Source organism: Pseudofrankia coriaricola, assembly GCF_032027725.1.
GTDB lineage: Bacteria > Actinomycetota > Actinomycetes > Frankiales > Frankiaceae > Pseudofrankia.
Genome location: NZ_JASNFO010000021.1, coordinates 163,016 through 182,914, shown reverse-complemented (window position 1 = coordinate 182,914; position 19,899 = coordinate 163,016). Strand labels below are relative to the sequence as shown.

The 19,899-nt window shown below is 72.0% G+C and carries 15 protein-coding genes; 11 read left to right on the top strand and 4 right to left on the bottom strand.

Going from position 1 to position 19,899, the window contains the following annotated elements:
• Nucleotides 1-164 precede the first annotated feature (164 nt).
• A complete protein-coding gene (locus QOZ89_RS13190; protein WP_198543451.1) occupies nucleotides 165-581 on the bottom strand; it encodes a hypothetical protein in 417 nt (138 codons plus the stop codon).
• Between the two features lie 871 nt (nucleotides 582-1,452).
• On the opposite strand from QOZ89_RS13190, the gene QOZ89_RS13185 reads away from it, so the two are divergent.
• The 8 genes from QOZ89_RS13185 to pstB all read left to right on the top strand — a co-directional run bounded on the left by QOZ89_RS13185 (nucleotide 1,453) and on the right by pstB (nucleotide 12,465).
• Complete coding sequence (locus tag QOZ89_RS13185) at nucleotides 1,453-5,523, top strand: cation-translocating P-type ATPase (RefSeq protein WP_312623904.1); 4,071 nt, start codon at nucleotides 1,453-1,455, stop codon at nucleotides 5,521-5,523.
• A gap of 288 nt (nucleotides 5,524-5,811) precedes the next feature.
• Entirely contained in the window at nucleotides 5,812-6,090 is a 279-nt protein-coding gene (locus QOZ89_RS13180) for a hypothetical protein (protein ID WP_083419399.1), read from the top strand.
• A 283-nt stretch (nucleotides 6,091-6,373) separates the two neighbouring features.
• Complete coding sequence (locus tag QOZ89_RS13175; RefSeq protein WP_312623903.1) at nucleotides 6,374-6,754, top strand: hypothetical protein; 381 nt, start codon at nucleotides 6,374-6,376, stop codon at nucleotides 6,752-6,754.
• 484 nt (nucleotides 6,755-7,238) lie between these two features.
• Nucleotides 7,239-8,645: a zinc metalloprotease gene (locus QOZ89_RS13170; RefSeq protein WP_312623902.1), complete on the top strand. Its 1,407-nt coding sequence runs from the start codon at nucleotides 7,239-7,241 to the stop codon at nucleotides 8,643-8,645.
• Nucleotides 8,642-9,649, top strand: coding sequence for a PstS family phosphate ABC transporter substrate-binding protein (locus tag QOZ89_RS13165; protein WP_083419400.1), 1,008 nt, complete (start codon nucleotides 8,642-8,644; stop codon nucleotides 9,647-9,649). Before QOZ89_RS13170 ends, QOZ89_RS13165 begins: the two co-directional genes overlap by 4 nt.
• Before the next feature lies 1 nt (nucleotide 9,650).
• On the top strand, nucleotides 9,651-10,598 hold the full coding sequence (gene pstC / locus QOZ89_RS13160; RefSeq protein WP_071051716.1) for a phosphate ABC transporter permease subunit PstC: 948 nt from the start codon (nucleotides 9,651-9,653) through the stop codon (nucleotides 10,596-10,598).
• The gene (pstA, locus tag QOZ89_RS13155; RefSeq protein ID WP_071051717.1) at nucleotides 10,595-11,491 is read left to right on the top strand and encodes a phosphate ABC transporter permease PstA; all 897 of its coding nucleotides are present in this window, start codon (nucleotides 10,595-10,597) and stop codon (nucleotides 11,489-11,491) included. Before pstC ends, pstA begins: the two co-directional genes overlap by 4 nt.
• Nucleotides 11,492-11,547: 56 nt before the next feature.
• Nucleotides 11,548-12,465, top strand: a complete 918-nt coding sequence (gene pstB / locus QOZ89_RS13150) for a phosphate ABC transporter ATP-binding protein PstB (protein WP_312623901.1) — start codon at nucleotides 11,548-11,550, stop codon at nucleotides 12,463-12,465.
• 11 nt (nucleotides 12,466-12,476) lie between these two features.
• Here the strand turns inward: pstB and QOZ89_RS13145 are convergent, their stop codons facing one another.
• Together QOZ89_RS13145 and QOZ89_RS13140 are read right to left on the bottom strand one after the other, a co-directional pair.
• A complete protein-coding gene (locus QOZ89_RS13145) occupies nucleotides 12,477-13,148 on the bottom strand; it encodes a nitroreductase family protein (protein ID WP_071051794.1) in 672 nt (223 codons plus the stop codon).
• 300 nt (nucleotides 13,149-13,448) lie between these two features.
• Complete coding sequence (locus QOZ89_RS13140; protein WP_312623900.1) at nucleotides 13,449-14,660, bottom strand: DmpA family aminopeptidase; 1,212 nt, start codon at nucleotides 14,658-14,660, stop codon at nucleotides 13,449-13,451.
• 545 nt (nucleotides 14,661-15,205) lie between these two features.
• On the opposite strand from QOZ89_RS13140, the gene nudC reads away from it, so the two are divergent.
• Nucleotides 15,206-16,228, top strand: coding sequence for an NAD(+) diphosphatase (gene nudC / locus QOZ89_RS13135; protein ID WP_071051719.1), 1,023 nt, complete (start codon nucleotides 15,206-15,208; stop codon nucleotides 16,226-16,228).
• 297 nt (nucleotides 16,229-16,525) lie between these two features.
• Here the strand turns inward: nudC and QOZ89_RS13130 are convergent, their stop codons facing one another.
• Complete coding sequence (locus QOZ89_RS13130) at nucleotides 16,526-17,104, bottom strand: Maf family protein (protein WP_071051720.1); 579 nt, start codon at nucleotides 17,102-17,104, stop codon at nucleotides 16,526-16,528.
• Between the two features lie 323 nt (nucleotides 17,105-17,427).
• Between QOZ89_RS13130 and glnT the strand changes: the two genes are divergently transcribed.
• Both glnT and QOZ89_RS13120 read left to right on the top strand, forming a co-directional pair.
• Nucleotides 17,428-18,813 (top strand): type III glutamate--ammonia ligase, encoded by a 1,386-nt coding sequence (glnT, locus tag QOZ89_RS13125; RefSeq protein WP_312623898.1) that lies wholly within the window; start codon nucleotides 17,428-17,430, stop codon nucleotides 18,811-18,813.
• Nucleotides 18,814-18,882: 69 nt separating this feature from the next.
• Complete coding sequence (locus QOZ89_RS13120) at nucleotides 18,883-19,875, top strand: class II glutamine amidotransferase domain-containing protein (RefSeq protein WP_312623897.1); 993 nt, start codon at nucleotides 18,883-18,885, stop codon at nucleotides 19,873-19,875.
• Nucleotides 19,876-19,899: the final 24 nt, after the last annotated feature.

Here is a 19,899-nt window from a genome sequence, read left to right as displayed (position 1 = left end):
GGGTCGCGCCATGGCCAGTCTGCTGGGTGCCGTCCTGGTCGAGGTGGCCGGTGCGGTCGTCGTCATGCTGGTGGCGGCGCTACTGCGCCGCTGGATCGGCGTGCCCACCGGAAACCCCGCGGTCTGACGCGGTCGTCCGACGACCGGCAGCTGCGGCACCGGTGTCAGCTGCCGGAGGAAGGCCGCTGGTGCCCGTCGTGGTGAGCTGACCCCGTTTGCGGGATGGCGGTCGCCTGGCCGCGGGTGTGCTGGCCCACGAAGGTACCCGCGGCGATCGCCAGGGCCACCGGCCATTCGACGACGTCCACCACGGCAAGTGTCCCGAGGCCCAGGTAGTAGGCGGTCTTGGCGGGTGAAGGGAAGCTCACCGGGCCCATCCGCCAGCCCTCACCGGTGGGCGGAGCGGGCACTTCGAACCGGGCGGAGAGGAACGGCAGTCGGACCGTGGCCGTCCGGGTTCGCGACCGGTCCGCGTCCTCCTTGGCTGCCACCGGCTGCGACCGGTCGGCCTGGGCCGGGGAACGCACCTCGGTCTGCCGCTGCCTGGTGGTTGTCGTGCTTGAGCGCGCTGTCGGCGGCATCGTGGATCCCTCCTCGGACACGAGAAGCCTGCAGTTGACTACCAATTGTAATCGTCCCGTGACGTCCCGGCGCCCCAGGTTCATGATCGATCCGCGGACGGCCGAACCGCGGTCGCTGTCGGTGGCTCGTCGGGATTGGTATGGGACTGTCGGGCGGCCGACCGCGTTGCCGCTCTCCTGACCGGATGTGCGTCAGGCCGCGCCGACCGCTCCGGTCCCGGTCGGCCGCGGTTGTCGGCGGCTGGGCCTCACGACGTGAGGAGCTGCGCCGCCTCATGTAGATCGCGATGGGCGGCGGATCCTCGATCACGATGGCGAGTGGCCCTGAGTCGAACGCGGGGTCCGCGTTTAGCCGGGTCAGGACCCGCGGCGGGATCATGGCGACCGTACTCACCGGATAGTGAGCACAGAGGCACGCTACGTCAAGGTGGGTTACTGTGCGCTGTCGCGGTCAATGACCTGTCGCGATATCCACGCCTGCGGTAGACGCGGAGGAGATCGGCCGATGCGCCTGACGGGAGTCCACGCGGTCTGTCGGATCCCCGCCGCGCTCGTCGGGACGCTCGTCGCGCCCATGGCGGCCGGTCTGGACCTACTTCCCCTGCCCGGTGTCGGTCCCGCCCGCTCGGATCGTCGCCCGCGTTCCGCCGGGACACGGCAGGCAGCCGCGGCTCGGTCGACCACGCGGCCGCCGACCACGGCGGCGCCAACCGCGCCGCGGTCGACCACAGCGCGGTCGACCACAGCGCGGTCGACCACAGCGCGGTCGACCAAGGCGCGGCCGGCGACGGCACCGCCGACCGCGGCGCCCCTGCCTGGACCGGACCGCTGGCTGCCCGCCGCTTTCGCGGCGCCGATCCGACGGGCGGGCGTGGCGCTGGCCGCCGACGGGGTCGCGCTCACCCTCGCCTCCGCGGGGCGGCTCGCCCGCCTGGTCCCGGTGCCGATCGAGGTCGCCTCGCTGGTCACGCTCGTCGACACCCAACCACGGCTGCGCCGTCAGCTGGAACGCGCGCTCGGCGCCGGCAGGGCGGACCTTGTGCTGGCGCTGGCCAACGCCGGTGCGCTCGCGCTGGCGCAGGGCAACACCGGGATCGCGGTGGACGCCCTCCACCGGTCGGCCGGGCTGGCCGAGGCGCTGACCCGTCGGGCGGCCTTCGAGGCCGCTCGGGACGACCTGGCCGGCCGCCCTCGGCGCGACTGGGAGAACGAGCGAGTGGTCGCCGAGTTCCTCGCCTCCAGCCGCCCGCGGCCGTTGCCGCCCGGGCCGGTCGAGCGGCACGCCGATCGGTCCCTGGCGGCGGGGCTCGGCGGGTTCGTGGGTCTGACCGCGTTGACCGGTGCGCCGCGGCGCGCCGCCGGGGTGGCCGTCGCCGCGCTGCCCCGGCCGGCGCGACTCGGCCGGGAGGGCTTCGCCGCCCAGCTCACCCGTGTCCTGGCCCGTCGCGGCGCGCATGTGCTGGATCTCGCGGCGCTGCGGCTGCTCGACAGGATCGACACGATCGTCCTCGACGCCGACGTGCTGCGTGGCGACCAGTACCTGCTCGCCGACGTGGTGCCGTTGACCGGCGCCGACCCGGGCGAGGTCGCGGTTCGGGCGAACGCCCTGTTCCGCGCGCGGGACTGCGCCGCCCTGGTCACCGTGGACGGCTGGACCCTCGGTCCGGTGGAACGCCTCGCACTTCGGGGCCGGACGGGCGCCCGGGAACGGCGCGAGCTCGCTCGTTCCAGCACCGGCCCCGTTCTCGGTCTCGCCCGCGGCAGCCGGCTGATGGCCGTCGTGTCTGTCGCGCCCGAGCCCGCCCAGGGGGCCGAGCTCCTGCTCGCGGCCTGCCGGCGGGCCGGCTGCGCCCTGTTCCTGGCCGGTGAGCCCGCGGCCGCGGGCGACCTCGGTCCGTCGACCGCGGATGTCGGTGTCAACCCGGCCCCCGGCTTCACTCCTGTCCCCGGGGGGAACGGACTGGCCGCGACCGTCCGGCAGTTGCAGGCGGAGGACCGCGGCGGCGTGCTGGTGGTGTCCGCGCGGCGGGCCGCGATGGGCGCGGCGGACGTCGGCGTCGGCGTGGACGGTCCTGACGGCTCACCCGCGTGGGGGGCGCACATCCTGGTCGGCCATGAGCTGGCCACCGCCGCCCTGGTCGTCGAGGCGGTCCCCGAGGCGGTCCGGGCCAGCCGGGACGCCGTCCGGCTGGCGGAGATCGGCTCGGCCGCCGGCGCGCTCACGGCGCTCGGCGGCGCGGGCGCGCGGACGGCCGCGCGTGGCCTGGTCATGGTCAACGGGGCGGCCGTCGCGGCCCTCTGCGACGGGATCTGGCGGGCCGGCGAGCTGGGCCGCAGGCCACCGCCGCCGGCCGTCCCACGCACCCCCTGGCATGTGCTGCCCGCGGAGACCTGCCTGGAGCGGCTCGGCAGCGCCCCGAGCGGGTTGACCGGCGAGCAGGCCGTCCAGCGGCGCGGCGAGGCGCCCCCGGGCCGGATGGCCGCGCCCGGCTTCGTCCGGGCGGTGGCGGTCGAGCTCGCGAACCCGCTCACGCCGATTCTGCTCGGAGGCGCGGCGCTGTCGGTGGCCGCTGGCTCGGTGGTGGACGCCGCTCTGATCCTGAGCGTGTCGCTCGGGTCGGCGGTCCTCGGCGCCGCGCAGCGGGGCCGTGTCGACCGGTCGCTCGCCCGGCTGTTCGCTGCCTCGGCGGTCCCGGCCCGGGTGCGCCGGGACGGCGAGGAGCTGAAGCTGACCGCCGACGACCTGGTGCCCGGTGACGTGATCACGCTCGCGGCCGGGGACGTCGTCCCGGCCGACTGCCGGCTGCTGGCGGCCGAGTCGCTCGAGGTCGACGAGTCCTCGCTGACCGGCGAGTCGCTGCCGGTCGCGAAGTCGCCGGAACCCGTCGCCGCCGCCTACCTGGCGGAGCGGACATCGATGATCTACGAGGGTACGACCGTGGCCGGCGGGCGGGGCGTCGGGCTGGTGGTGGCCACCGGGACGGCGACCGAGGCGGGCCGCACGATGGCGGCTACCGTCGGTCCCACCCGGCTGGTAGGGGTCCAGGCCCGACTCGCGGACATCACCAGTCTCACCCTTCCTGTCACCCTGGGTGCCTCAGGCGCACTGCTGTTGTCCGGAGTGCTGCACAACCGGCCCCTTGCGGACACCCTCAGCGCCGGCGTGGCGCTCGCCGTCGCCGCTGTGCCCGAGGGACTGCCCTTCCTCGCCACCGCGGCCCAGCTCGCCGCCGCCCGGCGACTGTCCGCGAAGGGCGCGCTGGTACGCAACCCCCGCACGATCGAGACGCTCGGCCGCGTCGACGTGCTCTGCTTCGACAAGACCGGCACGCTCACCGAGGGCCGCATCCGCCTGCGCGCCGTCTCCGACGGCCTGCGCACCGCCGCCGCCGACGAGCTCGACGGGCCGCACCGGTACGTGCTCGCCGCCGGGCTGCGCGCCACGCCGCGCCGGCGGGGGCGCAAGTTGCCGCACCCGACCGATCGTGCGGTGCACAAGGGCGCCGCCGCGGCGGGGGTGACCCGTGAGCACGGCGTCGCGTCGTGGTCGCTGGTCGCCAGGCTCCCGTTCGAACCTGGCCGGGCGTACCACGCGACGGTGGGCGGGACGGGCGCACCGGCCGGGGCGGACGGACAGGGGGCACCCGGCGCAGTGCTGGTGAACGTCAAGGGAGCGCCCGAGGTCGTGCTGCCCAGGTGCGTACGCCGCCGGGCCCCCGAGGGGGTGCTCGCCCTCGACGAGCGCGACCTGGCGCGGCTCACCAAGGAGTACGGCGGGCTGGCCGGGCAGGGTTTTCGCATCCTGGCGGTCGCCGAGCGGGAGCTGGACCCGGTGTCGGCTCCGGGGCCGGGGGAGCTGACCGACGACCACGTCGCCGACCTGACCTTCCTGGGCTTTCTCGCGTTGGCCGACCCGCTGCGGTCCACCGCCGGGGCGTCGCTCGACCAGCTGCGGGCGGCCGGCGTCCAGATACTCATGATCACCGGTGATCATCCCGCCACCGCCGGGGCCGTCGCCACCGAGCTGGGCCTGCTCGGTGGCGACGAGATCCTGGTGACCGGCGCGGAGCTGGACGAGTTCGACGACGGGGAGCTCGACGCGCTGCTGCCCCGGGTGACCGTCGTCGCGCGCGGCACCCCCGCGCACAAGACGCGGGTGGTGGAGGCGTACCAGCGACTGGGAAAGACGGTCGCGATGACGGGGGACGGGGCCAACGACGCGCCCGCGATCCGACTCGCCGACGTGGGGATCGCGCTGGGAAAGCGGGGCACCCCGGCGGCCCGCGCGGCCGCCGACGTCGTCGTGACCGACGACCGCATCGAGACGATCATCGAGGTGCTCATCGAAGGCAGGTCGATGTGGGGGTCTGTCCGCAAGGCGATGGGCATCCTGGTGGGCGGGAACCTCGGCGAGATCGCCTTCACACTGCTCGGTTCGGTCGCGACGGGACGTTCTCCGCTGTCGGCGCGTCAGCTGTTGCTGGTGAACCTGCTCACCGATCTCGCGCCGGCGTTGGCCGTCGCGCTGCGCGAACCGGACCGGGCGGAAGCTGGCGGACTCCTGCGGGAAGGTCCCGAACGTTCCCTCGGCGCCGCGCTGAACCGGGAGATCGCGGTCCGGGCGACCGCCACGGCCGGCGCGGCTGGCGCCGGGTGGCTCGCCGCGCGGCTGACCGGCCGGCGCCGGCACGCGGACACGGTCGGCCTTGTCGCCCTCGTCGGCTCGCAGCTCAGCCAGACCCTGTTGGTCGGCCGTCTCCGCGGGGGGCTGCTGCTGACGACGGCCGCCTCCGTGGTCGTCCTGGCCGTGGTTGTCCAGACGCCGGGGATCAGCCAGTTCTTCGGCTGTACGCCGCTTGGGCCGGTCGGCTGGACCATAGCCGCCGCCGCCACGCTGGTCGCGACGGTGCTCGCATTCCGGGCGCAGCCGAGCGGCGCCTGATACGCCTGCCGAGGCGTTCGATATCGCGACGGTCAACATCGCACTATCGCGACGGTCAACATCGCGTTGCGGTCCGTCATGGACCGTCCTAGGGTTCAGATGTACCTACCGGATGCGGCGGGCGATGAAGGTCCCGCTCGGTACTGAACTGACTCAGCTGGCCTCAGCCGTGAAGCCTGCACCGCCGGCCGAATGTTCGCGTGTCACAACCCTTCGTAAGCCACCGACTGGTATCCCGAGGATACGTCATCGCGGGTGGCGTCCGGGAGACGGAAACGGGAACGAGCCATGGGGGATGGTGTGGGAATTGACCTGGTGGGAACGGCTCGCCCAGGAATAGATATCGCCGGGCTGGCGGCGGAGCAGGCCGAGCTGCTGCCCGAACGCATGACGCTGGCGGCGATCGAGTACAACCGGCAGGAGTTCGACCCGCAGAACTACGCGGTCAACTCGCCGGGTAGTAACAACGCCGCTCTCGACAACCACGCGGAGTCGCAGACGGTCAATGGCAATGGTTCGCTCATCCAGTCGATCGTCAACAGCCAGAGCTTCATCGACAAGTGGTAACCATCGGGCGGGCGGAACCGCGGCGGGCGCAGGCTTCCTCCGTCTGTCGCTCCGCCCGCTCGAGCCGCTTTTCCAGCCGTCGTCGGCCGCGTTTCCCGACATTCTTCGAGGGATCCCCGAGTCGTGGACCGGGCGGGCTGAATTCGTCCGCCGGCCGGCCGGATCTTTCGTTCCAGGGCTGCGCATCGAATGGGACCGACGTTTTTTCTGGCCGCGGCGACGCCCCCGCGGAAATACTCTGAGCCGCCTCCCAGTACGGCTAGCATCCACGCTGAAAGAGGTCGTGGAAGCACCGAACTGGGAGATGGAAAATGAGCGACGCCAGCGCGAAGTGACGGGACGAGCGACCGGAACTGTCCAGGAAAGGGTGGAGCTCCTTCCTGATCGGACCACCCTGGCAGCGGTCGAGATCGGCCGGAAGGAGTTCGACCCCACTAACTTCCCGGTCGGCTCTCCGTGGTCGAGCAACGGGGCGATCGACGCCCATGCAGAATCACAGGTCAATGGCGGCTTCATGCCGATCGTGCTCACGCTGGCACCGAGTATCAACATCATAGTCCAGAAGTCAGACCTCGACTTTCTCGACTTTCTCGGCTTTGGGCACCACGCCGACGATGGGTCGACGGCCGACCCAAAGGTCGGCGATGGGCTCGACAAGGGCTAGGGCCGCCGCGGGCCGGCGTCGAGCCCGCCGCGGCATGGATGTGCCGGGTGGATGCGCCAGTCCCATGTGGATCGGCGTGATGATCCAGGATCTTGGCGGCCTGACGCCGAGGCGGCATGCCAGCCAGGTGCGGCGCACGCGGTACGCCTGCCCTCGGCGGGGCGGCCGGCTCTGCGGGGCGGCTGGCCAGGTAGATCGATGAGGCCCCCGAGAGGAGGCGCCGAAAGGGAGGGGACGTTCGATGACGGAGCCCGCGTGGCCAGTGCGGACGCAGGCCCCTCAGGCCCCCGCCCCTAGTCCCATCCAGTTGCCGGACGATACCGGGGCGCCCGGCCGCGTCGCGTTGGCCCGCGTTGAGCCACGTGGTGCTGGGCCGGGCGCCGTCGAGCCGAGTGGCGTCGAGCTGCCCGTCCGCCCCAGCCGGGCTGACGGCTTGGCGTTGCTCGGCGAGTTCGCCGGGTCGGGTTTGGCGCGTCCTGTTTTTTTGGCGCGTCGTGCTGATGGTCAGGTCGCGGCACTCACCGAGCTGCTTGCGGGGATCGTCGAGGCCGCGGACGGTACCCGCGATGTCGCCGCGATCGCTGACTACGTCGGGCGGCGCTGCGGCCGCGTGGTGAGCGGCGCCGACGTCGTATATCTGTTGACTCATCAGCTCATGCCGCTCGGCCTGATCGCTGCCCCGACTGGTGTGACGCCGGCGCCGCGGGCGGGGTCGCTGTTCACGCTCGCTGGTCGGCGTACTCTGCTGCCCGCGTCGGTCGTGCACCGGATCAGCGGGGTGTTCGCGGTGTTCTTCCGGCCAGTGGTCGTGGCTGTGTTGCTGGCTGTGTTGCTGGCCGCCGATGTCTGGTTGTTTGGTCGGCACAGCGTGCGGGACAGCGCCGCGATGGTGCTGGCCACTCCGTCGATGATCCTGGTGCTAGTCGGCCTCACGCTCGTCGGTGCGCTGGTTCATGAGTGTGGTCATGCGGCGGCCTGCCGTTACGGCGGCGCGCGGCCGGGGGTGATCGGTGTCGGTATGTATCTCGTCTGGCCGGCCTTCTTCACTGATGTCACTGACTCCTATCGGTTGAGCCGTTGGGGGCGGCTGCGCACCGACCTGGGGGGGATCTACTTCAATGGGCTGTTCGCGCTGCTGGTGATCGGGACCTTTGCTTTCACCCGGGCCGAGGTGTTGGTGACGGCGGTGGTCCTCGTCCACGTGGACGCGTTGCGGCAGCTCGCGCCGTTCGTCCGGTTTGACGGCTACTACATTGTCAGTGATCTCGTTGGGGTGCCGGACCTGTTCAGTCGCATGGGTCCGGCTGTGCGGTCGGCCGGGCGTGCGGCGGCGCTGGTGTTCCCGTCTCGGCGGCGGGCTCGGGTGGACACGGGATCGGCGCTGGATCCGCGGCTGGCCGGGTTGACCCGGCGGGCCCGGCTCATGGTGACTGCGTGGGCGCTGTGCGCCGCGCCGATGCTTGCCGTGAACATCGTCATGTTGGTGGTCTACGCGCCTTTCGTGCTGCCCCGGACGGCCGTGGCGGTGCGCGACCAGTTCGGCCGGGCGAGTCGGGCCCTGGCTGGCGGGGAACTGGTCACGGCGCTCGCTGGGGCCGTCGGCATGGTGCTGGTCGCGTTGCCGGCGGCCGGGATGATCTATGTGCTTGTCCGGCTCGGCCGGTGGGCGGTGCGGGTGGCGCGGGCGCTTCGGACGAGGCGGCGGCGCCCTGGGGGCGGGCAGCCGGGCCGCGGCGTCGCGCCCGCCGTGGCCCGCGGCGCGTGCTGTGCCGCGCCGTCCTCGTCGGGACCGCTCCCGCCGGGACCGCTCTCGCCGGAGGTGTCCTCGCCAGGGCGGTCGGCGGCGGATGGTTCGGCGCCCTCCCGTGACAGGGCGGGGGAGCCACGATGATCCTGCTCCCGGGTCGGCCGGCGGGGCGGTCCCGCGCGAGTAGCCAGTCCCGCCTGAGCACGGCTGTCGTCGCGGTCGTCGTCACCGCCGTGTCGACCGGCGGCGGGTGCGGTGGGTCGGGTCAGACCGCCAAGAGCATCGGCATCGACGGCTCCAGCACGGTCGCGCCGCTGACCGAGGCGGCGGCCGACCTCTTCCGCGAGCACAACCCGGGCATCCAGATCACGGTTGGGACCTCTGGCACCGGAGGAGGGTTCGAGAAGTTCTGCCGGGGCGAGACCGACATCTCCGACGCGTCCAGGTCGATCACGCAGGCGGAGCGGGAGGCCTGCACGCGCGCCGGCATCGACTACGTCGACTTCCAGGTGGCGAACGACGCGGTCACGGTCATCGTGAACAAGGAGAACGCCTGGGCGACGTGCCTCACGGCCGCGCAGCTGCGGCGGATCTGGGACGTGCGCTCGCCGATCGAGAACTGGAACCAGGTCGACCCGAAGTTTCCGGACGAACCGCTGCTGCTCTTCGGCCCGGGCACCGACTCCGGCACGTTCGACTACTTCACGAGCGCGATCAACGGCAAGGGTGGCAGGAGCCGCACGGACTACCAGGCATCCGAGGACGACAACGTGATCATCGCCGGGGTGGAGGGCAGCCGGGGCGGGCTCGGGTACATCGGGTACGGCTACTTCGAGGAGAACACCGATCGGCTGAGAGCTCTCGCGGTCGACGACGGAGACGGATGCGTGGCGCCGAGCGTCGGGTCCGTGCAGGACGGCAGCTACCGGCCACTGGCGCGGCCCCTGTTCATCTACGTCAAAAGGACGTCGCTCGCGCGGCCGGCGCTCGTCGACTTCGTGGACTACTACGTCGAGAACTCGACCGCGATCGCGCGACAGGCGCTGTTCATCCCGCTGACGTCGGCGCAGGTCGCCGTCAACCAGAAGGCCCTCGCCGACGTGGTCGCGTCGGGCCGGCCGTCCACACCGGCACCGGGGCGGTCCTGACATGGCCGCGGACCCGCACGACTTCGACGTCTCCATGGCGACCGGGATCGGCTGGTCCTCCCGGCGGCTGCGGGAGGGACTGGTCCGGCGGGTGCTGATGGCGGCGGCGCTGCTGTCGGTGGCCACCACCATCGGGATCGTGGTGGCGCTGGCCGTGCCCACGGTGCAGTTCTTCACCCGGGTCAGCCCGGTCGAGTTCCTGACCGGCACGGAGTGGACACCGCTGTTCGCGAGCCCTCATTTCGGGGTGCTGCCGCTGGTCACCGCCACCGCGGTCACCACGTTCTGGGCGCTGCTCGTGGCGCTTCCGTTGGGCCTGGGCTGCGCCGCCTACCTGTCCGAGTATGCCGGCCGGCGGACCCGGAAGATCTTCAAGCCGCTGTTGGAGATCCTTGCCGGGGTTCCGACGGTCGTGTACGGATTCTTCGCGTTGACATTCCTCACCCCGTTGCTGCGCGACATCTGGATCCTGCCCGGCAAGGGCCCGCAGATCTACAACGCGCTCTCGGCCGGGCTCGTGATGGGAATCATGATCATTCCGACCGTCGCGTCGTTGTCCGAGGACGCGATGAGCGCGGTGCCCGACGACCTGCGCGCGGGAGCGCGGGCGCTGGGCAGCACCGCGCGGCAGGTCACCACGCGGGTCACGATCCCGGCCGCGCTGTCCGGCATCATCGCGGCGACCATGCTGGCGGTGTCGCGGGCGGTCGGCGAGACCATGATTGTCGCCGTGGCGGCGGGCGGTACGGCCAACCTCAGTCTCGACCCGACCGAGCCGATGCAGACCATGACCGCGTTCATCGCGGCGGCCGCGCTGGGCGACCAGCCGACCGGCAGTATCGGCTACCAGACGCTCTTCGCGGTCGGATCACTGCTTTTCGTCATCACCTTGATCATGAACATCGTGAGTATCCGGCTGGTGCGCCGGTACCGGGAGGTGTACGAATGACCGCGGAAGTCGAACCCCCTGGGCGGTCGGTCGAATACCAGATCGAGACCGTCCGCGGATCGATCCGCGATGCGACGTTCCGGCTGGCCATGTTCTTCAGCATCGGTGTCGCCATCGCCGCACTGGGCACCCTGCTCGTGCAGGTCTTCGTCGACGCCCTGCCCCGGCTCAACCTGGACCTGCTGACCCAGTTCCCGGCCAGCCTGCCGGCGCTGGCGGGCGCGCGGTCCGCGATCATCGGATCGATCTGGGTGATCGGGGCCACCGCGCTGTTCACGATCCCGCTCGGCGTGGCTGCGGCCATCTACATGGAGGTGTTCGCCGACCCGCGGCGCTGGTACAACCGGATGATCGAGGTCAACATCCAGAACCTCGCGGCGGTGCCGTCGATCGTCTACGGCATCCTCGGGCTGGGCCTGCTCGCGCGGGCGGCGCATCTCGGGCAGACCGTGCTCACCGCCGCCCTGACGCTCACCCTGCTGGTCCTGCCCGTCGTCATCATCGTGTCGAGGGAGGCGATGCGGGCCATCCCCAGCTCCATCCGGGATGCCTCCCTCGCGCTCGGCGCGACCGAGCAGCAGACGGTGTGGCGCCATACGTTGCCGTTGGCTGTCCCGGGGATCGCCACCGGGATCATCCTCGCGTTGTCCCGGGCGATCGGTGAGGCGGCGCCGCTGCTGCTTCTCGGCGGCCTGGCCTACGTCACGTTCACCCCGACCGGCCTGGACAGCAGGTTCACCGTTCTGCCGATCCAGATCTTCAACTGGGTTTCCCGCCCGCAGGAGGAGTTCAGGACCCTGGCCGCGGCGGCGATCGTGGTGCTGCTCGCGCTGCTGCTGGTGATGAACAGCATCGCCATCCTGATCCGGAACCACTACCGGCGGACCTGGTGAACGCGCCGCCTCGAACCCGACCTCATCCCCCCATGCGCTTGCTGAGGACGTCGACCGTGTCCGATGCAGATGAACCGATGGCGGATCCCTCGCACGAGCTCGCCGACCAGGACCGGCCGGCCGCGGCGGAGGCGCCCCCCCTGGCGGGGAGAATCCCGCGAGCGACTGGCCGCACGGTGCCGGACGCGCCGGAGGAGATCGTCATCAATGTCGCCGACGTGGCCATCTACTACGGCAGTTTCTGCGCGGTCGGTGGCCTGACCGTACAGTTCGGCCGGCGGGAGATCACGGCGCTGATCGGGCCGTCCGGCTGTGGCAAGAGCACGGCGCTGCGTGCCTTCAACCGGATGAACGATCTCATCCCGGGAGCCCGTCTCACCGGCTCGGTCAGCTACCGCGGTCAGGATCTCTACGGGCCGCGGGTCGACCCGATCACTGTTCGCCGCCGGATCGGGATGGTGTTCCAGAAGCCGAACCCGTTCCCGAAATCGATCTACGACAACGTCGCCTACGGCCCGCGGGTGACCGGCATGAAGGTGCCGAACATGGACGACGTGGTCGAGGAGGCGCTCACCAGCGCCGCACTCTGGGACGAGGTGAAGGACAAACTCCGCCAGCACGCGTTCGGCCTGTCCGGGGGGCAGCAGCAGCGGCTCTGCATCGCCCGGACCATCGCGGTGCGGCCCGACGTCGTCCTCATGGACGAGCCGTGCTCAGCCCTCGACCCGATCTCCACCGCCAAGATCGAGTACATGATGACTGAGCTGGCCGACGAGTACACCATCATCATCGTCACGCACAACATGCAGCAGGCGGCCCGGATCTCCGACCGAACCGCGTTCTTCACCACCGAGGTCGACGACGCGACCGGCCGGCGCTCGGGTCTGATGGTGGAGTTTGACCGGACGGCGAAGATCTTCAGCACGCCATCCGATCAGCGGACGGAGGACTATATCTCCGGCAAGTTCGGCTGAGTCTCCGCGGGTCAGCTCTTGGCGGGAAAGAAAGGGTTGTCCCAGGTGTCGAGGGCGGTGACCTTGTTCAGGGGCTTGCGGCGGACCGGGCCGTGGTGGCCCTCCGGCCAGCCGACGGCGACCAGGGAGGCGATCCGCCACCCGTCCGGGATGCCGACGTAGGAACGCAGCTTGTCCTCGCCGAAGGTGAACCAGGTGCTGGGAACGGTGCCGAGCCCGTGGGCGCGGGCGGCGAGCAGGAAGTTCTGCATCGCGGGAAAGATCGAGCCCGCCTCCAGGAACTCGTCGACGAAGCCCGTCAGCCGGTGGCAGAACAGCACGTAGGCCGGCACGTTCTCGAAGTCGTCGACGAGGTGCAGCATCGTGCGGGTCAGCCGGGCCTGATGGGAGTTGTCGTCGTCCGCGGGGCGCGGCTCGTAGCCGTAGATGCTGGTGCAGACCCAGTCCCAGCCGGCGCGGAACGCCGGGCCCAGGATCGCTCGGGCCTCCGGCGAGCGCAGGACGATGAAACGCCAGCCCTGCGCGTTGGAACCGCTCGGCGCCCAGGTGGCCGCCTGCAGACATCGGGCCAGCACCTCGTCCGGCACCGGGTCCGGCCGGAAGCGCCGCAGCGAGCGCGCCGTCCGCATCGCCTCGAACAGATCTATCTGAGGCGTGTCGGACCCCTGCTCCACCTCGACCATGGCGACCTCCTCCCGGCCCACCCAACCTCCCGTAACTTCGACGTCGGGGTCAAATAACGCGCCGATCATCCCCGTTTGCCCCGTATCCGGCAGCCGCCGGCATCTCGCTGCCGAGCCGCGCCACTGAAGTCCCCTGAAGCCCCGCCCCGCCCCGCCCGTCGGTCGCCTGATCGCGGTTTCTGCCCTTGGGCGGTCGTGAACGGGACTGGATGACATCCACCGGAGGGCACGGGCGGCGATCAAGCGGCCGTCGGCTGCCACGTGGTCGCGCGATCTGCGTGGGGTGCGGTCAGGCGGCGATCAACTGGGGTGGCTGGCGAGGAGTTCGACGACGCGGGCGGTGGGGAGAGCGGCGGCGCGGTGGTCGTCACGGCCGGTCATGGACGCGGCGGTGGTCAGGACGTTGATGACGGCTTCCTCGACCGCCTGGACCGCCGCCTCGTAGAAGCGGTCCATCCATCCCCAGGGGATGAAGCGCAGCGTGGCGTAGTCGTCGGCGGTCGGCTCCCCGCCGGGGAACCGGCTGGTGAGCGCGCCGGCGTTCGCGCTCGAGAAGGCGATGACGAGGTCGCCGGAGAAGTGCGAGCCGGTAGTCCCGGTGCGCGCGATGCCCATGGGCGCCCGGCGGGCGAGCGACTCGCACTGGCCGGGCAGCAGTGGCGCGTCGGTCGCGAGCACCACGATGGCGCTGCCGGCACCGGGCGGCGCCGACCAGTCACCGTCCCAGCCGCCCGCGCCGCTCGCGCCCGCGCCGTTCGTGCCGTCCGAGGGGACCGCACCGTCGCCGCTGTCGCCGCTGTCGCCGCTGTCGCCGCTGTCGCCGCTGAGCGGGCGGCCGACCGGGATGCCGGCGACGCGCAGCTCGTCGCGGCGGCCGAAGTTCGCCTGGACGAACGCGGCGACCACATAGCCGTCGGGGCCATGGCTCACGACCCGGGAGGCGGTGCCACTGCCGCCCTTGAAGCCGTAGCACATCATCCCGGTGCCGCCGCCGACGGCGCCTTCGGCGACCGGCCCGCCGGTGGCGGCGTCGATCGCGGCGACGGCGTGGGCCGCTGTCACGTGGCTGCCGTTGATGTCGTTCAGGTAGCCGTCCCAGGTCTCCGCGACCACCGGCAGCAGCCAGCCGCGGGCCAGGTCCGGCCGGTTGGCGACCACCCAGTCGATGACGCCCCGGTGGCACGGGCCAACGGCGTGGGTGTTCGTGATGAGGATCGGCATCGCCAGGCTGCCGGTCTCCCGCAGCCACGCGGCGCCCGTCATCTCACCGTTGGCATTGAACGCGTGGACCCCGGCGGCGACCGCCGAGCCGATGCCCCCGCGCCCGGCCGGCAGGATCGCGGTGACGCCGGTCCGGACCGGCCCCGCGCCGGTCCGCAGGGGCCCCTCGCCGCTGATGAGTGTCACGTAGCCCACCTCGACGCCGGGGACGTCGGTGATCGCGTTCAGTGGGCCTGGCGTGCCGTCGAAGGGGAAGCCGTGCGCGCGGGCGCGGCGTCGGGGCTCAGCCACAGACCCGATCCTGCCCGGCTACATGCGGCCGATGCGCGCGCGGGTGGCGGGCGCAACCCGGCGGCCGTGACCCGTGACCCGGCGGCCGAGACCCGAGACCCGTGGCCTGTGAGCCGCGAACCGCGACGAGCGGCCGGCGATCCGGCCGCCGGCCTCGTTCGGCCCGGGCCTCGCCGCCGCGCTGCCGCGGGCCACGCTGCGTGTGCACGAGCACCTGGGGCACTTCGGCCCCTTCCAGGCACCCGCCGCGGTCGGCGCCGACATCCTGAGGCATCTCGCCGATCCGGCTTCCCCACGGGCCGCCGCCGCGTCCGGCGACCGCCCGTTGGCTCCACAGCCTCGCGGGTAGGGCCGGCAGGGCCGAGGAGCCGGCCGACGGGCTTCGACGGGCTTCTCTGCCGGCCCGGCAAGGGATCGTCAGGGCCTTCTCACCGCAATGGCGCGACCCCGCGTGGTCGGAGGCCTCGCGTGGTCGGAGGCTCGGCCGCCGGCGCGGACTGACAGCCCGGCGGCGGGAGACAGCCACGGCGAGGGAAGATGCGGGCGTGAGTGGATTTGGGCTGGTCAGGCCGCCCGCGCTGGCAAGCGCCACTGTCCTGCGGGAGGAACTGTTCCGGCTGGACATAGGGCGCCAACAGGAGAGCTGGGCGACGGCGCGGGTTGTCATCCTCGACGACGAGGGACGCTCGACGATCGCGCTACCGGCCCGGCCACGCGCCCAGCGGCCCGAGGAGATCGGTGGTGCGCCCGAAGCGTCACCGCCCGCCGATGCCGATGCCGTGGCGCGGCTGGTGACCCGTTCCGGGGTGAGCGTCGCGGCGTCCCCGTCGACCGACGCCGTGCTGCTCGGCGAGGCTGACGGGACCGTCTACTGGGCGTTGCGCGCCGACCGCGCCGACCGCGCCGAGGAGGTGGCGAAAGCGCGCTGGCTGAACCTCGCCACCGTCGGCGGCGAGCTGCCCGGACTCGACGCCGCTCTGTTCACGACCGCGGTCTCGCTGCTGACCTGGCACGACCGCGCCCGGTACTGTGCCCGCGACGGCTCGCCGACCCGGCCGACGAAGGCCGGCTGGGCGCGGGTGTGTGCCGCCAAGGAACACGAGGAGTTTCCCCGTATGGACCCGGCGATCATCTGCCTGGTTCATGACGGCGCCGACCAGGTCCTGCTCGGCCGGCAGAGGACGTGGCCGGCGGGGCGGTTCTCGGTGCTCGCGGGCTTCGTCGAGGCCGGGGAGTCCCTCGAGGCGTGCGTGGTACGGGAGATCAACGAGGAGGTCGGCATCGACGTCACAGACGTCAGCTACCTGGGAAGCCAGGCCTGGCCGTTCCCGCGCTCCCTCATGCTCGCCTTCCACGCCGCCGCGGACCCGTCCCAGCCGATCAGGCTGGACGACAACGAGATCGCCGAAGCGATGTGGGTGCATCGCCGCGACCTCGACGAGGCGCTGGAACGGGGCGACTGGCGCGGCGGCGGCGACGGCCAGCTGCTCCTGCCCGGCCACTCGTCGATCGCCCGCATCATGATCGAGTCCTGGGTCGCCGACCGAGACTCGATCCGTGGCATCTGAGCACGTCCATAGGCAGGCCTATCCGACACAGTTCACCCGACGGGGTACGGACTGTGTTACCTGAGAAGCCTATGGAGTGGCTGAGGCACCACAGATCGGGATTGAGCTGGCGTCTGGCGGAGATGGCACCTGTCCGTGGGCGTGGCGGGGTGAGGCTTTCATCCTCACCGGCGGCGGTGGCTCGGTCAGCGGCCCGCACAGCCGTGCGCGGTCAATCGCGGAGAGTAGGCGCCGCGGAGTTGGGTGTTGATCGGCGGCCGTGGGAAGAGTACCCAGGTCCGGGACGGGTCGGTGGTGCTAGGCAATGACGCCGAAGGCGGCCAGGAGGCGGCGCAGGGTGGCCGTGGGCAGGCCGATGACGTTGTCGAGGTCGCCTTCGACGCCTGCCACCAGGCGCCCGCCCAGGCCCTGGATCGCGTAGGCGCCGGCCTTGCCGAACGGTTCGCCCGAGGCGGCATACTCGCGGATCTCGTCCTCGCCGAGCGGGCGCATCGTTACGGTGGTCGTCGCCGCGCCTTCCCGGTGCTCGCCCGTGGCCGCGTCTACCACGGCGAGCCCCGTCACGACCCGGTGCGTCCGGCCGTCGAGCCGGCTGATCATCTCGACCGCCTCGTCCTGGTCGGCGGGCTTGCCGAAGATTCGCCCGTCCAGCTCGACGACCGTGTCACCGCCGATGACCAGCGCGTCGCCCACGCATCCCGCCACCGCCCGTGCCTTGCGCCGGGCCAGCTGAAGCGCGAAGTCCTCCGGGCCGGCAAAGGTCTCGACGTTCTCGTCGACGTTGCTGGTCACGACCTCGAAGGCCACGCCCATGCCGGCGAGCAGCTCGCGTCGCCGCGGCGACCCGGAGGCAAGCACGATCCGCCTGAGGGACATCTGGCTCCTTCACGGCTGAGGCGGCCGCGCGACTGACGCCGCGCGTTGCTGACGACCGGGGCTGGTGTGGCGCCGCCCGGCTCGACGTGGCCCGGCCCGGCCCGGCTTGCGCGGTGCGACTGGCGGCGGCGGTGCGGCTCTGACCGGCTCCATCGTCGAGCATGCCGGTGCGGTCATGTGTATGTCACGAATCGTCACGCTCGCGTAACCTGTCTTGTTTCCTACCCCGATACCTTGTTTCCCGTTAGGGTGCGAGTCGGCGGCAGGGGAGCGAGCGTCGACGCGCCGTCGCCCGGACCCCTTCCGAGCCAGTGGAGCCTGACGTGACGATCGACGAAAGTGCCCCCCGCACCGACCCCGTCCCAGCCGTGGCGGCGGGGCTGGATCTCGCCGCCCGGGCCCGCCAGGACGGAGTGAGGTTCATCCTCGCGATGTTCGTCGACCTCGTCGGCAAGCCGTGCGCGAAGCTCGTGCCGATCGAGGCTGTCGACGAACTGCTGGCCGACGGCGTCGGGTTCGCCGGCTACGCGGTGGGCGCGATAGGCCAGGTGCCGTCGGACCCCGACCTGATCGCCATCCCCGACCCGGCGAGCTACACCCCGTTGCCCTGGGTCAAGGAGGGCCTCGCGCTGGTGCACTGCGACCCGCACGTCGAAGGCGTGCCCTGGCACTTCGCGCCGCGGGTGATCCTCAAGGCTCAGCTCGCGGCGGCGACGAGCCGGCGCCTGGAGCTGTTCGCCGGCGCCGAGATCGAGTACTTCCTGGTCACCCGTGGCCCGGACGGTGCGCTCGGGCTCGCGGACCCGCGGGACGTCGCGCCCCGCCCCTGCTATGACGCCCGCGGCCTGACCCGGATGTACGACCACCTCACCGAGGTGTCGACGGCGATGAACGCGCTCGGCTGGGCGAACTACGCCAACGACCACGAGGACGCGAACGGCCAGTTCGAGCAGAACTTCGCCTACGCCGACGCGCTGACCACCGCCGACCGGGTGATCACCGCCCGCTACCTGATCTCCGTGCTGGCCGAGCGCCGCGGCATGACCGCGACCTACATGCCCAAGCCGTTCGCCGACCGGACCGGCTCCGGCCTGCACCTGCACCTGTCGCTGTGGCATGACCGCACGCCGCTGTTCCCCGCCGGGGACGCAGCCGCGCCGTTCGGGCTGTCCGACGTCGCGCGCCGTTTCCTCGCCGGCATCCTCGAGCACGCGCCCGCCCTGCAGGCGGTGCTCGCGCCGACCGTCAACTCCTACAAGCGCACCGGCGCGACGTCGACCCGTTCGGGCGCGACCTGGTCGCCCAGCCGCGCGACCTACGGCGGCAACGACCGCACTCACTACGTGCGCATCCCCGACCGCAACCGGATCGAGCTGCGCGGCGGGGACGGCTCGGCCAACCCGTACCTGGCGATGACGGCGGCGCTCGCCGCCGGCCTCGACGGCATCGAGCGCGCGCTCGACCCGGGCGGCCCCGGCCCGGGTCCCAGTTCCGGCGCCGTCGCGGGCGAGCCGGCGAGGTCCGAGCTGCCGCCGACGCTGCTGCACGCGGTGGAGGCGCTGGGCGCTGACCCGGTCGTCGCCGCCGGTCTGGACGCCGCCGGGCCGGGGGTGGCCGACTACTTCGCCGCGCTCAAGCGCGACGAGTTCTTCGAATGGCACGCGGGCGTCGGCCCCTGGGAGCACGACCGCTACCTCACAGCCTTCTGACCTTTACAACCTTCTGACCCTTCGCCGTATCCCCTTGCTCGCCGCATTTCCCGAAAGGAGATCAGGCCCGTGTGCGGGATAGTCGGGCTCCACCTGCGCGACCCCGAGCTGTATCCCCAGCTCGGGCGCCTGTTGGAGACCATGTTGTGCCAGGTCGCCGAGCGCGGACCTGACTCGGCCGGCGTCGCCGTCTACGGCGACCAGCGCCGCTGCCCGGAGGGCCACGCCGCCGTGTCCGTGCTGCTGCCGGCGACCGGCGCCACGCCTGCGACCGGCGCCACGCCCGCAGTCGGTGCGGTGCCGGCGACCGGCGCCGTGTCGGCGGCCGGTGCCGCGTTGGACGCGGCCAGGGCTGAGCTCTCGGCCGCCGTGCGGGCGGCGTTGTCGGGCGGGCCCGACCCGCTGGTGACCGCCGCGGGCGCCACCACCGTGATCGCGGCGCCGGTCGCCGTCGACACGTTGGTCGACGCGGTCCGCCGGTCGGCGCCCGGCGCGCTGGTCGTCGGCTCCGGCCTGGACCTGACCGTATACAAGGACGTCGGAAACCCCCGGGACCTGGCCGTCACCTACGACCTGGCGAACGCGTGGGGCTGGCAGGGCCTCGCGCACACCCGGATGGCGACAGAGTCGGCTGTCGTCCCGGCGGGCTGCCACCCGTTCTCGGTCGGCCCCGACCAGTGCCTCGTCCACAACGGCTCGTTCGCCAACCACGCGACGATCCGCCGGGAGCTCGAGGCCGAGGGCGTCCGGTTCGACTCGGAGAACGACTCCGAGGTCGGCGCCCGGTTCGTCGCCGCGAGGCTCGCCGAGGGCGTCGACCTGGACAAGGCGCTGCGACTGCTGTGCGAGCGGTTCGACGGCTTCTACACGTTGCTCGTCACCAGTAACGACGGGTTCGCCGTCGTGCGCGACGCCATCGCGTGCAAGCCGGCGATCATCGCCGAGACCGACGCCTGGGTCGCGATGGCCTCGGAGTTCAGGGCCCTCGCGGACCTGCCCGGCATCGACACCGCCCGGATCTACGAGCCCGAGCCGGAGAGGGTCTACGCATGGCACCGCTGAGCGGAGGAGCACGCGCGCGGAGGT

What these genes read in the sequence shown, in the direction of transcription:
- QOZ89_RS13190 (WP_198543451.1), bottom strand. Translation starts at nt 581, where the DNA reads ATGCCGCCGACAGCGCGCTCAAGCACGACAACCACCAGGCAGCGGCAG.
- QOZ89_RS13180 (WP_083419399.1), top strand. Translation starts at nt 5,812, where the DNA reads ATGGGGGATGGTGTGGGAATTGACCTGGTGGGAACGGCTCGCCCAGGA.
- QOZ89_RS13165 (WP_083419400.1), top strand. Translation starts at nt 8,642, where the DNA reads ATGATCCTGCTCCCGGGTCGGCCGGCGGGGCGGTCCCGCGCGAGTAGC.
- pstC (WP_071051716.1), top strand. Translation starts at nt 9,651, where the DNA reads ATGGCCGCGGACCCGCACGACTTCGACGTCTCCATGGCGACCGGGATC.
- pstA (WP_071051717.1), top strand. Translation starts at nt 10,595, where the DNA reads ATGACCGCGGAAGTCGAACCCCCTGGGCGGTCGGTCGAATACCAGATC.
- QOZ89_RS13145 (WP_071051794.1), bottom strand. Translation starts at nt 13,148, where the DNA reads ATGGTCGAGGTGGAGCAGGGGTCCGACACGCCTCAGATAGATCTGTTC.
- QOZ89_RS13130 (WP_071051720.1), bottom strand. Translation starts at nt 17,104, where the DNA reads ATGTCCCTCAGGCGGATCGTGCTTGCCTCCGGGTCGCCGCGGCGACGC.